General features: G+C 57.0%; 13 protein-coding genes and 1 tRNA gene. 9 read left to right on the top strand and 5 right to left on the bottom strand.

Features of this window, described 5'->3' with window-relative positions:
* The first annotated feature begins 104 nt into the window (after positions 1-104).
* Positions 105-180 (top strand) — tRNA-Trp (locus tag ABLV52_RS11170).
* A 109-nt stretch (positions 181-289) separates the two neighbouring features.
* Here ABLV52_RS11170 and hdfR read toward each other — a convergent pair.
* Positions 290-1,111 carry an HTH-type transcriptional regulator HdfR gene (gene hdfR / locus ABLV52_RS11165; protein WP_032454492.1) on the bottom strand — a complete coding sequence of 274 codons (822 nt, stop codon included), beginning with the start codon at positions 1,109-1,111 and terminating at the stop codon, positions 290-292.
* 118 nt (positions 1,112-1,229) lie between these two features.
* Between hdfR and ABLV52_RS11160 the strand changes: the two genes are divergently transcribed.
* Positions 1,230-1,568: a DUF413 domain-containing protein gene (locus tag ABLV52_RS11160; protein WP_004886877.1), complete on the top strand. Its 339-nt coding sequence runs from the start codon at positions 1,230-1,232 to the stop codon at positions 1,566-1,568.
* Between the two features lie 25 nt (positions 1,569-1,593).
* Here the strand turns inward: ABLV52_RS11160 and ABLV52_RS11155 are convergent, their stop codons facing one another.
* Positions 1,594-3,114 (bottom strand): YifB family Mg chelatase-like AAA ATPase, encoded by a 1,521-nt coding sequence (locus tag ABLV52_RS11155; protein WP_032454493.1) that lies wholly within the window; start codon positions 3,112-3,114, stop codon positions 1,594-1,596.
* 354 nt (positions 3,115-3,468) lie between these two features.
* On the opposite strand from ABLV52_RS11155, the gene ilvL reads away from it, so the two are divergent.
* The 6 genes from ilvL to ilvA all read left to right on the top strand — a co-directional run bounded on the left by ilvL (position 3,469) and on the right by ilvA (position 10,012).
* Positions 3,469-3,567, top strand: a complete 99-nt coding sequence (ilvL, locus tag ABLV52_RS11150) for an ilv operon leader peptide (RefSeq protein WP_001311244.1) — start codon at positions 3,469-3,471, stop codon at positions 3,565-3,567.
* 140 nt (positions 3,568-3,707) lie between these two features.
* Positions 3,708-5,354 (top strand): acetolactate synthase 2 catalytic subunit, encoded by a 1,647-nt coding sequence (gene ilvG / locus ABLV52_RS11145; protein ID WP_348890375.1) that lies wholly within the window; start codon positions 3,708-3,710, stop codon positions 5,352-5,354.
* Positions 5,351-5,608, top strand: coding sequence for an acetolactate synthase 2 small subunit (ilvM, locus tag ABLV52_RS11140; RefSeq protein ID WP_004886870.1), 258 nt, complete (start codon positions 5,351-5,353; stop codon positions 5,606-5,608). Before ilvG ends, ilvM begins: the two co-directional genes overlap by 4 nt.
* 16 nt (positions 5,609-5,624) lie before the next feature.
* Entirely contained in the window at positions 5,625-6,554 is a 930-nt protein-coding gene (gene ilvE / locus ABLV52_RS11135) for a branched-chain-amino-acid transaminase (RefSeq protein WP_002883171.1), read from the top strand.
* Between the two features lie 60 nt (positions 6,555-6,614).
* The gene (gene ilvD, locus ABLV52_RS11130; RefSeq protein WP_023291545.1) at positions 6,615-8,465 is read left to right on the top strand and encodes a dihydroxy-acid dehydratase; all 1,851 of its coding nucleotides are present in this window, start codon (positions 6,615-6,617) and stop codon (positions 8,463-8,465) included.
* Between the two features lie 2 nt (positions 8,466-8,467).
* Positions 8,468-10,012: a threonine ammonia-lyase, biosynthetic gene (gene ilvA / locus ABLV52_RS11125; RefSeq protein ID WP_017899412.1), complete on the top strand. Its 1,545-nt coding sequence runs from the start codon at positions 8,468-8,470 to the stop codon at positions 10,010-10,012.
* Here the strand turns inward: ilvA and ilvY are convergent.
* Entirely contained in the window at positions 10,009-10,899 is an 891-nt protein-coding gene (gene ilvY / locus ABLV52_RS11120; RefSeq protein ID WP_012543253.1) for an HTH-type transcriptional activator IlvY, read from the bottom strand. The genes ilvA and ilvY overlap by 4 nt on opposite strands.
* A gap of 152 nt (positions 10,900-11,051) precedes the next feature.
* Between ilvY and ilvC the strand changes: the two genes are divergently transcribed.
* Positions 11,052-12,527, top strand: coding sequence for a ketol-acid reductoisomerase (gene ilvC / locus ABLV52_RS11115; protein ID WP_348890374.1), 1,476 nt, complete (start codon positions 11,052-11,054; stop codon positions 12,525-12,527).
* A gap of 203 nt (positions 12,528-12,730) precedes the next feature.
* Here ilvC and ppiC (ABLV52_RS11110) read toward each other — a convergent pair whose 3' ends face one another.
* Positions 12,731-13,012, bottom strand: a complete 282-nt coding sequence (gene ppiC / locus ABLV52_RS11110; protein ID WP_004886861.1) for a peptidylprolyl isomerase PpiC — start codon at positions 13,010-13,012, stop codon at positions 12,731-12,733.
* 50 nt (positions 13,013-13,062) lie between these two features.
* The gene (gene ppiC / locus ABLV52_RS11105) at positions 13,063-13,344 is read right to left on the bottom strand and encodes a peptidylprolyl isomerase PpiC (RefSeq protein WP_032454495.1); all 282 of its coding nucleotides are present in this window, start codon (positions 13,342-13,344) and stop codon (positions 13,063-13,065) included.
* Positions 13,345-13,386 lie beyond the last annotated feature (42 nt).

The following is a 13,386-nucleotide window of genomic DNA, read 5'->3' as shown; positions in this document are numbered from 1 at the left end:
ACCTGCCTGTCACGCAGGGGGTCGCGGGTTCGAGTCCCGTCCGTTCCGCCACTTATTTAACATTAAGCCTGCTCAGATAGCAGGCTTAGTGGTAAGAAAGCTTTAGGGGCGTAGTTCAATTGGTAGAGCACCGGTCTCCAAAACCGGGTGTTGGGAGTTCGAGTCTCTCCGCCCCTGCCATTTATAAGAATCCTTTGCTCAGGCAAAGGATTTTTTTTTATCTCTACTCTCCATCTGCAATATCCCTGTTCAAAATACCTTGCTTCTCTCCGTCCATGGAGAGTACCGCTTATTCCAGGATAGGGCTTTTCAGGATCTCGTGGATCTGCCCCTGCTTATCGCTATTTTGTAACCAGATCGCATAGAGTGGGCGGGAAAGCGTAGCGCTGTCCATGACCGTATGTAACCCATGCTTCTCTTTGGCCCAGCGAACAGGTAGCCAACAGCAGCCGTTCAGGCGTGATAATTGCTGGTAGATCAATTCAGCTGAAGAGGTAGTGAGCAGCGGAACATCATCGCTTCCTATCAGACCCACTTCGTTTTGCTGAAAATCAGGCCCCCATTCAAGGCGCAAGTAATTCAATTCATTTCTGTTTTTTGCAGGCGATGCGCAATACAAGGCAAGGGTAAAATTACCCAACAGCTGGCTGCTTAATTCATCCATCTTCGGCGATTCGGTGGTGATCAGCAGATCCAACTGGCGTTCATGAAGCTGTTTAACCAGCGACTGCCGCTGTGCGATACGCGCTTCAAACTGGAGATTGTAAGGTGCGCTGTAGAGGGTGCCGAGCCAGCCGTTAAGCATGCATTCCCACAGCGAGGCGCTGGCTCCGATGGAGAATTCATTATGTCGCGAAGAGTGTGCGACCTCCTTGCGCGCAGCCTGCCAGGTATTCATTAACGTTTCGGCGTAAGGCAGGAGCTTTTCTCCGGCCGTCGTCAGGCGAATGTTATTACGATGTCGGGTGAACAGGTTCACACCAAGTTGATTTTCCAGCTGACGAATACGAAAGCTGACCGCTGACTGCGTCAGGTAAAGCGCCTCTGCTGCTCGCCCAAAGTGACGAGTTCTGCTCACTTCCAGGAAAGTCTTGAGCAATTCCGTATCCACACCGTTCTCCACAAAATTATTTGTCGTGATGATTTAAATGTTTTGTTTGACGCTCTGTCAAGCGTAACTAATACTCCGCGCCATAAATAGCTCGGCCAAAGAATCAGGAGCGTGTAGGATGGCGGAAAGCTTTACGACGACTAATCGTTTTTTCGACAATAAAAATTATCCACGCGGGTTCTCCCGTCACGGTGATTTCACCATCAAAGAGGCGCAACTGCTGGAACGTCATGGTTATGCCTTTAACGAACTGGAACTGGGTAAACGCGAACCTGTTACCGATGATGAAAAACAGTTTGTCTCGGTGTGCCGTGGTGAGCGTGAGCCGGTAACGGAAGCAGAACGCGTATGGATTAAGTATATGGCGCGCATCAAGCGGCCGAAGCGTTTCCATACCCTTTCCGGCGGCAAACCGCAGATGGAAGGCGCTGACGATTACACCGAAAGCGATGACTAAGAAAAAAGGGCGTAAGCCCTTTTTTTTACGCCATCATTTTCTGCAGATGGTTTAGCATCCGGTCTATCGCCCGATAGCTGAGCGCCTCCTGCAAATGACGGCGTTCAATCTCTTCAGCCTCTGCCAGATCGGCAATGGTTCTCGCCACCTTTAACAGACGCTGCCAGGCTCGAATAGAGAGCCCCAACTGCGTTAGCGTCTGTTCCAGCCAGACAGCGTCCTCCCGCCGTAAGTGGCAGCAGCTCTTCATTTCACGATTCTCAAGATGAGCATTGAGCTTATTTTGCCTGAGCATTTGCCGTTCGCGCGCCGCCAGCACCCGCTGCCGGACCGTTGCGCTAGACTCTTCGCCCTGCGTGCCCTGGCTCAGTATCCCTGGCGGCGGCAGCGGGATCTCTAAGGAGAGATCGAAGCGGTCAAGGAAGGGGCCTGACAGACGTCCCAGATAACGTAATGTCTGCTCAGGCGATGTACGATTATGTTTGCCCTGATAATGCCCTGTCGGGCTTGGGTTCATCGCCGCGATAAGCTGAAAGCGCGCCGGATAGTCAATTTTGGCGCGCGAGCGTGATATGTGGATCTTGCCTGACTCAATGGGTTCGCGCAGCGCATCCAGTACACGCCGCTCAAACTCAGGCAGTTCATCAAGAAACAGCACGCCATTATGGGCCAGGGAAATCTCACCGGGGACCGGTATTGAGCCGCCGCCCACCATCGCTGCCAGCGAGGCGCTATGGTGAGGCGCGCGAAACGGCCTCTGACGCCACCGGGTCTTCGCGGTATGCAGATTGACCAGGCTCTGAATGGCGGTGCTCTCCAGTGCTTCCTGATTGCTTAATGGCGGCAGGAGACCGGGTAGCCGGCTGGCAAGCATGGTTTTCCCGGTGCCGGGCGGGCCTATCAGGAGCAGGTTGTGACCCCCGGCGGCCACAATCTCCAGCGCTCGTTTTCCCTGCTGCTGGCCGATAACATCGCGCAAATCTTCGCCGCGTTCATCAACAATGGGTGCCTCGGCAAGAGGCGGTGAAAGCGATGTCTGCCCCGCGAGAAAAGCGCACACCTCCTGCAGATGGTCGGCGACCAGGCAATCGCTGCCGCCGATCAGGCCGACCTCAGCCGCATTATCAGCGGAGACGACGATACGCCGGCCGGCTTTGATGGCCTCCATTGCGCTGGGGATCGCCCCTGGAACGCCACGTAACCCACCTGTGAGGGCGAGTTCGCCCACAAACTCATAGTGATTCAGTCGCGTCGTATTGAGCTGCTCTGAGGCGACGAGAAGCGCGAGAGCGATAGGCAGATCGTATCGTCCGCCCTCTTTAGGTAGATCCGCTGGCGCCAGGTTAATGGTTATTTTCTTCGCAGGGAAAGCGTAGCCGCTGTTGATCAGGGCGCTACGGACCCGGTCACGGGCCTCTTTCACGGTAGTCTCCGGCAGTCCGACCATAGTCAGGCCGGGCAGACCGTTGCTGAGATGAACCTCGACAGTAATCAATGGCGCTTCGATACCAAGCGCCGCGCGAGTATAGACGATGGCGAGCGACATAAAACCTCCTGGACCAGGCAGGATTATGGCTGACCTGTGGTAAAACGGGAGCGGTAATAGTGAGAATTTAGGACCATAATTCCATACTTTTCGCGCTATATCGTTACATTTAGCCGAAAATGGAATTTCGCTCGCAAAAGAGAGTGGCGTGGGAAAGGCACGCGCAAAAGCGCGCGCCAGGCGAGAGAAAACTGAATTTTTTTCATTTCTGATTTTTTTCATATAAAACAATTATTTTTGCTGAAACTGTTAGGCTGCTCAGCAACGGAGATATAAAAAAATCTTGTGTTTTATGTGATGTCTGTGGTACCTCTTTAGGTATTCCTTCGAACAAGAAGCCAGAAAGTACAGAAAATGACAGCCCTTCTACGAGTGATTAGCCTGGTCGTGATTAGCGTGGTGGTGATTATTATCCCACCGTGCGGGGCTGCACTTGGACGAGGAAAGGCTTAATAATCAAGCCTTAACGAACTAAGACCCCCGCACCGAAAGGTCCGGGGGTTTTTTTATAACTGAAATAACCTAAGCGAGGAGCAGATGATGACTTTTAGCATAAAATTCTGTTTCTCCCGATTTATGACGGGGAACTAACTATGAATGGCGCGCAGTGGGTGGTACATGCTTTGCGGACACAGGGGGTCGACACCGTTTTTGGCTATCCGGGTGGCGCAATTATGCCGGTTTACGATGCACTGTATGACGGCGGCGTGGAGCACCTGCTGTGCCGGCATGAGCAAGGGGCAGCCATGGCGGCCATTGGTTATGCGCGAGCAACCGGTAAAACCGGAGTGTGTATCGCGACCTCCGGCCCGGGCGCGACCAATCTGATCACCGGCCTGGCGGACGCTTTGCTTGACTCCATCCCCATTGTCGCCATCACCGGCCAGGTGGCCGCGCCCTTCATCGGCACGGATGCGTTTCAGGAAGTAGACGTTCTCGGTTTGTCACTGGCCTGTACTAAGCACAGTTTCCTCGTGCAGTCTCTGGACGAGCTGCCGCGGGTCATTGCTGAAGCTTTCCAGGTGGCAAACTCAGGCCGTCCAGGCCCGGTGCTGGTTGATATCCCTAAGGATATTCAGATGGCGCAGGGCGATCTCGATCCCCATTTCTCTACGGTCGCCGATGAGATGGCATTTCCGCAGGCGGAAGTGGCTCAGGCTCTGCAGATGCTGGCTCAATCGCAGCAACCGATACTGTATGTTGGCGGCGGGGTCGGCATGGCGCAGGCGGTACCGGCGCTGCGTGAATTCCTCGCCGTAACCCGGATGCCGGCGACCTGCACTCTGAAAGGGCTGGGCGTGGTGGACGCCGATTACCCGTATTATCTCGGCATGCTGGGAATGCACGGCACCAAGGCGGCCAACCTGGCGGTACAGGAGTGCGATCTGCTGATTGCCGTCGGCGCGCGCTTTGACGATCGCGTGACCGGCAAGCTCAACACCTTCGCGCCGCATGCCAAAGTGATCCATATGGACATCGATCCGGCGGAGCTGAACAAGCTGCGCCAGGCGCACATCGGTCTGACCGGCGACCTGAACCGCTTGCTGCCGGCGCTGCAGCAGCCGTTAGCTATCGATGGCTGGCGCGAGCGGAGTGCCGCGCTGCGTGCCGATCACGCCTGGCGTTACGATCATCCCGGTGAGGCAATCTACGCGCCGCTGTTGCTGAAACAGCTTTCCGACCGCAAGCCGGCGGACAGCGTGGTGACAACCGACGTTGGTCAGCATCAGATGTGGTCGGCTCAGCATATGACCTATACCCGCCCGGAAAACTTCATCACCTCCAGCGGCTTAGGCACCATGGGCTTTGGCCTGCCGGCCGCCGTTGGCGCCCAGGTGGCGCGCCCTAACGATACAGTGATCTGTATCTCCGGTGACGGCTCCTTCATGATGAATGTGCAGGAGCTGGGCACCGTTAAACGCAAGCAGTTACCGCTTAAGATCGTATTACTCGACAACCAGCGGTTAGGGATGGTTCGACAATGGCAGCAGCTGTTTTTCCAGGAACGTTATAGCGAAACCACTCTGACTGATAACCCTGATTTCCTCACGCTGGCCAGCGCCTTCGGTATTCCTGGCCAACACATCACCCGTAAAGACCAGGTTGAAGCGGCACTCGACACCATGCTTTCGAGCCAGGGGCCATACCTGCTTCATGTCTCAATCGACGAACTTGAGAATGTCTGGCCGTTGGTGCCGCCCGGCGCCAGTAACTCTGAAATGCTGGAGAAATTATCATGATGCAACATCAGGTCGCTTTACAGGCACGTTTCAACCCGGAAACCTTAGAGCGCGTGCTGCGCGTTGTCCGCCACCGTGGTTTCCAAATCTGCGCAATGAACATGGAAACCGCGGCGGACGCACAGAACATAAATATCGAATTGACCGTTGCCAGCCCGCGGCCCGTCGAATTACTGTTTAGTCAATTAAGCAAACTGGTCGACGTTGCCTGCGTCGAGATCCAGCAACCCACATCACAACAAATCCGCGCCTGAGCGCAAAGGAAGAAAAATGACGACGAAAAAAGCTGATTACATCTGGTTCAATGGCGAGATGGTTCCGTGGGGCGAAGCGAAAGTTCATGTGATGTCCCATGCGCTGCACTATGGCACCTCGGTATTCGAAGGCATCCGTTGTTATGACTCGCACAAAGGCCCGGTGGTGTTCCGTCATCGCGAACATATGCAGCGTCTGCATGATTCAGCCAAAATTTATCGTTTCCCGGTCTCCCAGAGCGTCGACGAACTGATGGAAGCCTGCCGCGAAGTCATTCGCACCAATAATCTGACCAGCGCTTATATCCGCCCGCTGGTGTTTGTTGGCGATGTCGGCATGGGGGTAAACCCGCCTCCGGGTTACAACACTGACGTGATCATCGCGGCGTTCCCGTGGGGAGCCTACCTCGGCGCAGAAGCGCTGGAGCAGGGGATCGATGCAATGGTCTCTTCCTGGAACCGCGCGGCGCCGAACACCATCCCGACGGCGGCGAAAGCCGGCGGCAACTATCTCTCCTCGCTGCTGGTTGGCAGCGAAGCGCGTCGCCATGGCTACCAGGAGGGTATCGCCCTCGATGTTAACGGCTATATCTCGGAAGGCGCAGGCGAAAACCTGTTTGAAGTGAAGGACGGCGTGCTGTTCACCCCGCCGTTTACCTCTTCCGCGCTGCCGGGCATTACCCGCGACGCCATCATCAAGCTGGCGAAAGATCTCGGTATTGAAGTCCGCGAGCAGGTATTGTCCCGTGAATCCCTGTACCTGGCGGATGAAGTCTTCATGTCCGGCACCGCGGCGGAAATCACCCCGGTACGCAGCGTGGATGGCATCCAGGTCGGCGCAGGCCGTCGCGGTCCGGTTACCAAACGCATTCAGGAAGCCTTCTTTGGCCTCTTCACCGGTGAAACAGAAGACAAATGGGGCTGGTTGGATCCGGTAAGTAAGTAATTAAAAATGGGACGGCACGCACCGTCCCATTTAATAAACACAGATGGGAGTAAAAAGAGCATGCCTAAGTACCGTTCCGCCACCACCACACATGGCCGCAATATGGCGGGCGCCCGCGCGTTGTGGCGCGCAACCGGGATGACCGATGCCGATTTCGGCAAACCGATTATCGCCGTCGTTAACTCCTTTACCCAGTTTGTTCCCGGGCACGTGCACCTGCGCGACCTCGGCAAACTGGTTGCCGAGCAGATTGAAGCCGCCGGTGGCGTGGCCAAAGAATTCAACACCATCGCAGTGGATGATGGGATCGCCATGGGCCACGGGGGTATGCTCTATTCACTGCCATCCCGCGAGCTGATTGCCGACTCGGTGGAGTACATGGTTAACGCCCACTGTGCGGATGCGATGGTCTGTATCTCCAACTGCGACAAAATCACCCCGGGGATGTTGATGGCTTCCCTGCGCCTGAACATTCCGGTGATCTTTGTGTCCGGCGGCCCAATGGAAGCCGGGAAAACCAAGCTGTCAGATAAAATCATCAAGCTCGACCTGGTGGATGCGATGATCCAGGGGGCGGATCCGAAAGTGTCCGACGAGCAGAGTAATCAGGTGGAACGCTCCGCCTGTCCGACCTGCGGCTCCTGTTCCGGGATGTTTACCGCCAACTCCATGAACTGCCTGACCGAAGCGCTGGGCCTGTCGCAGCCGGGTAACGGCTCTCTGCTGGCGACCCACGCCGATCGTAAGGAGCTGTTCCTTAACGCCGGGAAACGTATCGTTGAGCTGACCAAACGCTATTACGAGCAGGATGACGCTTCCGCGCTGCCGCGCAATATCGCCAGCAAGGCGGCCTTTGAGAACGCCATGACGCTGGATATCGCCATGGGCGGTTCCACCAACACCGTTCTGCACCTGCTGGCGGCGGCGCAGGAAGCTGAAATCGATTTCACCATGAGCGATATCGATAAGCTCTCCCGCAAAGTGCCGCAGCTGTGTAAGGTGGCGCCGAGCACGCAGAAATACCATATGGAAGATGTGCATCGCGCCGGCGGCGTGCTGGGCATTCTGGGCGAGCTGGACCGCGCCGGGCTGCTGAATCGCGAGGTTAAAAACGTCCTCGGCCTGACGCTGCCGCAGACCCTGGAACAGTACGATGTGATGGTCACCCAGGACGATGCGGTGAAAAAGATGTTCCGCGCCGGCCCGGCGGGCATCCGTACCACCCAGGCGTTCTCGCAAGACTGCCGCTGGGATACGCTGGATGACGATCGCGCCGAAGGCTGTATCCGTTCTCTGGAACATGCTTACAGCAAGGACGGCGGCCTGGCGGTGCTGTACGGCAATTTCGCGGAAAACGGTTGTATCGTGAAAACCGCCGGCGTGGACGACAGCATCCTGAAATTTACCGGTCCGGCGAAAGTATATGAGAGCCAGGACGATGCGGTAGAGGCCATCCTCGGCGGTAAAGTCGTTGAAGGCGACGTCGTGGTGATCCGCTACGAAGGGCCGAAAGGCGGGCCGGGGATGCAGGAGATGCTTTACCCCACCAGCTTCCTGAAGTCGATGGGGCTGGGCAAAGCCTGCGCACTGATCACCGATGGCCGTTTCTCCGGCGGCACCTCAGGGCTCTCTATCGGTCATGTCTCACCGGAAGCGGCGAGCGGCGGCAACATTGCGCTCATTGAAGATGGCGACATGATCGCGATTGATATTCCGAACCGCAGCATCCAGCTGCAGCTGAGCGATGCGGAAATTGCGGCGCGTCGTGAAGCCCAGGAAGCGCGTGGCGACCAGGCGTGGACGCCGAAGCATCGCCAGCGTCAGGTCTCCTTTGCCCTTCGCGCCTACGCCAGCCTGGCGACCAGCGCTGACAAAGGCGCGGTTCGCGATAAATCGAAACTGGGTGGCTAATCATGGCGGATTCACAACCCCTCTCCGGCGCCCCCGAGGGCGCCGAATACCTGAGAGCAGTGCTGCGCGCGCCGGTTTATGAAGCGGTGCAGAAAACGCCGCTGCAAAAAATGGACAAACTCTCTTCTCGCCTGGATAACGTTATTCTGGTGAAGCGCGAAGATCGCCAACCGGTACACAGCTTTAAGCTGCGCGGCGCCTACGCGATGATGTCCAGCCTGACCGCGGAACAGAAATCCCACGGGGTGATCACCGCCTCGGCGGGCAATCATGCCCAGGGCGTGGCGTTCTCCGCATCGCGGCTGGGCGTTAAGGCGCTGATCGTGATGCCGGTAGCGACCGCCGACATCAAAGTGGATGCCGTTCGCGGCTTTGGCGGCGAAGTGCTGCTGCATGGCGCCAATTTTGACGAAGCGAAGGCGAGAGCGATCGAGCTGGCGCAGCAGCAGGGTTTTACCTGGGTGCCGCCGTTCGATCACCCGATGGTCATCGCCGGTCAGGGAACCCTGGCGCTGGAGCTGCTGCAGCAGGATGCCCACATTGACCGCGTGTTCGTCCCGGTGGGCGGCGGCGGCCTGGCGGCAGGCGTGGCGGTGTTGATCAAGCAACTGATGCCGCAGATTAAAGTGATAGCGGTGGAAGCGGAAGATTCGGCCTGCCTGAAGGCGGCGCTGGATGCCGGTCATCCGGTGGATCTGCCGCGCGTCGGCTTGTTTGCCGAAGGCGTGGCGGTCAAACGCATCGGCGATGAAACCTTCCGTCTGTGCCAGGAGTATCTGGACGACATCATCACCGTCGACAGCGACGCTATTTGCGCGGCGATGAAGGATTTGTTCGAAGATGTGCGGGCGGTGGCAGAGCCTTCCGGCGCCCTGGCGCTGGCGGGGATGAAGAAATATGTCGCCCAGCACAATATTCGCGGCGAGCGACTGGCTCACATTCTGTCCGGGGCCAACGTCAACTTCCACGGTCTGCGCTACGTGTCTGAACGCTGCGAGCTCGGGGAACAGCGCGAAGCGCTGCTGGCGGTGACGATCCCGGAAGAGAAAGGCAGCTTTCTGAAGTTTTGCCAGCTGCTGGGGGGGCGTTCGGTGACCGAGTTCAACTACCGCTTTGCCGATGCCAAAGACGCCTGCATCTTTGTGGGGGTGCGTCTGAGTCGTGGGCTGGAGGAGCGGAAAGAGATCCTCCAGTTACTGAACGATGGCGGCTACAGCGTCGTTGACCTTTCCGATGACGAAATGGCCAAGCTCCATGTGCGCTATATGGTTGGCGGCCGACCGTCCAAAGCGCTGCAGGAGCGGCTGTTCAGCTTCGAATTTCCGGAGTCCCCGGGGGCGCTGCTGAAGTTCCTGCACACCCTTGGCACCCACTGGAATATTTCGCTGTTCCACTACCGTAGCCACGGCACCGACTATGGTCGGGTTTTGGCGGCCTTCGAGCTGGGCGAGCACGAGCCGGACTTTGAAACTCGTCTCAATGAGCTGGGCTATGAGTGTCACGATGAGACCCATAACCCGGCATTCCGCTTTTTCCTCGCGGGCTAGTGGTTCGGCAGGATTTTCCAGAAAGCATCAATAAGCGGCTCATGCAGCCGCTTTTTTTGTGCGCAAACGCCGAGCTCGAACGGGGTTTGCTCATCGCTGCGCTCCAGAATCATCACCCTGTTGCGTACCGGCTCCGGACTGTTCTCCAGCACCACCTCCGGCAGCAGCGCCACGCCGCATCCCAGGGCGACCATCGACACCATCGCTTCGTGGCCCCCGACGGTGGCGTAGATCGACGGATTGCTGATTTTATGCCGTCGAAACCACAGCTCGATACGCCGACGTACCGGCCCCTGGTCAGCCATGATAAACGGCACTGTCGACCAGTCCGGACGCTCGACGGTCACCTGGTTGCGCACCGGGCAGGGAAGGGCCGGGGCAATTAACACCACGGCGAGGTTCTCCAGCATCGAAAACGCCACCGACCCTGGCAGGGTCTCCGGCTTACCGGCAATCGCCAGGTCGGCTTCGCCGGTGACCACCTTCTCCATGGCGTCGGCGGCGTCGCCGGTCGACAGCTTGATCTCTACCGAGGGATGCGCGGCGCGAAAGCGGTCGAGGATCGGCGGCAGATGGCTATAGGCGGCGGTGACAGAGCAGAAGATGTGCAGCTCGCCGGAGAGCGAAGGGCCCTGCTGATCGATGGCGTGGCGAAGCTGCTGATACTGCAGTAAAGTCTGCTGGGCAAAGGTGCGTAACTCTTCCCCGGCTTCGGTCAGGGTCACCGTGCGATTATCTCGCACGAACAGCGGCTGGCCGAGGTCCTCTTCCAGGCGCTGGATCTGGCGCGAAAGCGTCGACGGGCTGACGTGCATGGCCCGCGCGCTGCGGCCAAAATGGCGGCTTTCCGCCAGATGCAGAAAGGTTTTCAGATCGCGTAAATCCACGGCGCGTACTCCCCGGTTTTGTATTTCATAAAATGCAACGTGACGTTGTGAATATATCAATTTCCGCAATAAAATTCCTGTCATATAGTAAGTTCATTCTCGCAAAAGCGAACCGAACAATAAGCACGACACAACATCACGGAGTTACAGACATGGCTAACTACTTTAATACACTGAACCTGCGCCAGCAGCTGGCACAGCTGGGCAAATGCCGCTTTATGGCGCGCGACGAATTCGCCGATGGCGCAAGCTACCTTCAGGGTAAAAAAGTGGTCATCGTCGGCTGCGGCGCGCAGGGTCTGAACCAGGGTCTGAACATGCGTGACTCCGGCCTGGATATCTCCTATGCGCTGCGCAAAGAAGCGATCGCCGAGAAGCGCGCCTCCTGGCGTAAAGCGACCGAAAACGGTTTTAAGGTCGGCACTTATGAAGAGCTGATCCCACAGGCGGACCTGGTGGTTAACCTGACCCCGGACAAACAGCACTCTGACGTTGTGCGCTCCGTACAGCCGCTGATGAAAGACGGCGCGGCGCTGGGCTATTCCCACGGCTTCAACATCGTGGAAGTGGGCGAGCAGATCCGTAAAGACATCACCGTGGTGATGGTGGCGCCGAAGTGCCCGGGTACCGAAGTGCGTGAAGAGTACAAACGCGGTTTCGGCGTACCGACGCTTATCGCGGTACACCCGGAAAATGACCCGAAAGGCGAAGGCATGGCCATTGCGAAAGCATGGGCAGCGGCGACCGGCGGCCACCGTGCGGGCGTCCTGGAGTCTTCCTTCGTGGCAGAAGTGAAATCTGACCTGATGGGCGAGCAGACCATCCTCTGCGGCATGCTGCAGGCGGGTTCTCTGCTGTGCTTCGACAAGCTGGTGGCGGAAGGTACCGACCCGGCGTATGCAGAAAAACTGATTCAGTTCGGCTGGGAAACCATCACCGAAGCGCTGAAGCAGGGCGGCATCACCCTGATGATGGATCGCCTCTCTAACCCGGCGAAACTGCGCGCTTATGCGCTCTCCGAGCAGCTGAAAGAGATTATGGCGCCGCTGTTCCAGAAACACATGGACGACATCATTTCCGGCGAATTCTCCTCCGGTATGATGGCGGACTGGGCGAACGACGATAAGAAACTGCTGACCTGGCGTGAAGATACGGGTAAAACCGCGTTCGAAACTGCGCCGCAGTATGAAGGTAAAATCGGCGAGCAGGAGTACTTCGATAAAGGCGTTCTGATGATCGCGATGGTGAAAGCAGGCGTTGAGCTGGCGTTCGAAACCATGGTCGATTCCGGCATCATCGAAGAGTCCGCTTACTACGAATCACTGCACGAGCTGCCGCTGATCGCCAACACCATCGCCCGTAAGCGTCTGTACGAGATGAACGTGGTTATCTCCGATACCGCTGAATATGGTAACTACCTGTTCTCTTACGCTTGCGTACCGCTGCTGAAAGAGTTCATGACCACCCTGCAGACTGGCGACCTGGGTACGGCGATTGCCGAAGGCGCGGTAGACAACGCCCAGCTGCGTGATGTCAACGAAGCCATCCGCAGCCACCAGATCGAGAAAGTGGGTCACAAACTGCGTGGCTATATGACCGATATGAAGCGTATTGCGGTTGCCGGCTAATTCCTCGCCGTCTTTCGACTGGCCGATGCGTTGGCTACGGTACGTACACCCCAGTCACATAGTAATCTATGTTCCTGGGGATGTACTTCCTGGCCGCCTTCCGGCAAGCTGAAATCCATAGAAGAATGAATTTGTTTAGTAGGCCTGATAAGCGAAGCGCCATCAGGCAAAAACCCGGAGATTAAGATCCCCGGGTTTTTTTATTATTTCCGGTACAGGACTTTGATGATGTGGTAGCCGAACTGGGTATGCAGCGGTCCGGTTGGCTCCAGCACTGGACAGGAGAAGACCACTTTATCGAACGCCGGGACCATCTGGCCCTGGCGGAATTCACCTAAATCACCGCCGCGTTTGCCTGATGGGCAAATAGAGTGTTTCTTTGCCAGCTTACCGAAGTCGGCGCCGTTTTTAATCTGCTCCAGAAGATCCAGAGCCAGTTTCTCTTCTTTAACAAGAATATGCAGTGCTGCTGCTGTTTTTGCCATGATCGTGCCTTGAATAGGTTGAGATAAATCGGGGCGCAATATACCACGCGTCAGCGGCGATAAAGCACCTTAATGATATGGTAGCCAAACTTGGTTTTTACCGGACCGTAGGGCTTGAGAAGCGGGCAGCTAAAGACCGCCTGATCGAATGGGCCGACCATCGCGCCTTGCTGAAACTCGCCCAGATCGCCGCCGTTGCGCCCCGACGGACATTGGGAATAGCGCTTCGCCAGATGATCGAAGCTGACGCCCCGCTCCAGTTTGGCGAGGATCTCCTGGGCCAGTTTTTCTTCTTTGACCAGGATATGCAGGGCTGCTGCGGTCTTTTTCATGGTTCTGCTCTATGGGTTAATCGCGATTTCTTCACTTTACCA

Origin of the sequence: Klebsiella sp. GB_Kp056 (assembly GCF_040064755.1) — a bacterium.
Classification (GTDB): domain Bacteria; phylum Pseudomonadota; class Gammaproteobacteria; order Enterobacterales; family Enterobacteriaceae; genus Klebsiella; species Klebsiella quasipneumoniae.
Note: the sequence above shows the minus strand (reverse complement) of the source record. Positions and strands in the feature narration are given on the sequence as shown.

Coding starts and splice junctions, on each gene's coding strand:
- ilvA (WP_017899412.1), top strand. CDS start 8,468: ATGGCGGATTCACAACCCCTCTCCGGCGCCCCCGAGGGCGCCGAATAC.
- ilvM (WP_004886870.1), top strand. CDS start 5,351: ATGATGCAACATCAGGTCGCTTTACAGGCACGTTTCAACCCGGAAACC.
- ppiC (WP_004886861.1), bottom strand. CDS start 13,012: ATGGCAAAAACAGCAGCAGCACTGCATATTCTTGTTAAAGAAGAGAAA.
- ilvC (WP_348890374.1), top strand. CDS start 11,052: ATGGCTAACTACTTTAATACACTGAACCTGCGCCAGCAGCTGGCACAG.
- ppiC (WP_032454495.1), bottom strand. CDS start 13,344: ATGAAAAAGACCGCAGCAGCCCTGCATATCCTGGTCAAAGAAGAAAAA.
- ABLV52_RS11160 (WP_004886877.1), top strand. CDS start 1,230: ATGGCGGAAAGCTTTACGACGACTAATCGTTTTTTCGACAATAAAAAT.
- ilvL (WP_001311244.1), top strand. CDS start 3,469: ATGACAGCCCTTCTACGAGTGATTAGCCTGGTCGTGATTAGCGTGGTG.
- ilvD (WP_023291545.1), top strand. CDS start 6,615: ATGCCTAAGTACCGTTCCGCCACCACCACACATGGCCGCAATATGGCG.
- ilvG (WP_348890375.1), top strand. CDS start 3,708: ATGAATGGCGCGCAGTGGGTGGTACATGCTTTGCGGACACAGGGGGTC.
- ABLV52_RS11155 (WP_032454493.1), bottom strand. CDS start 3,114: ATGTCGCTCGCCATCGTCTATACTCGCGCGGCGCTTGGTATCGAAGCG.
- ilvE (WP_002883171.1), top strand. CDS start 5,625: ATGACGACGAAAAAAGCTGATTACATCTGGTTCAATGGCGAGATGGTT.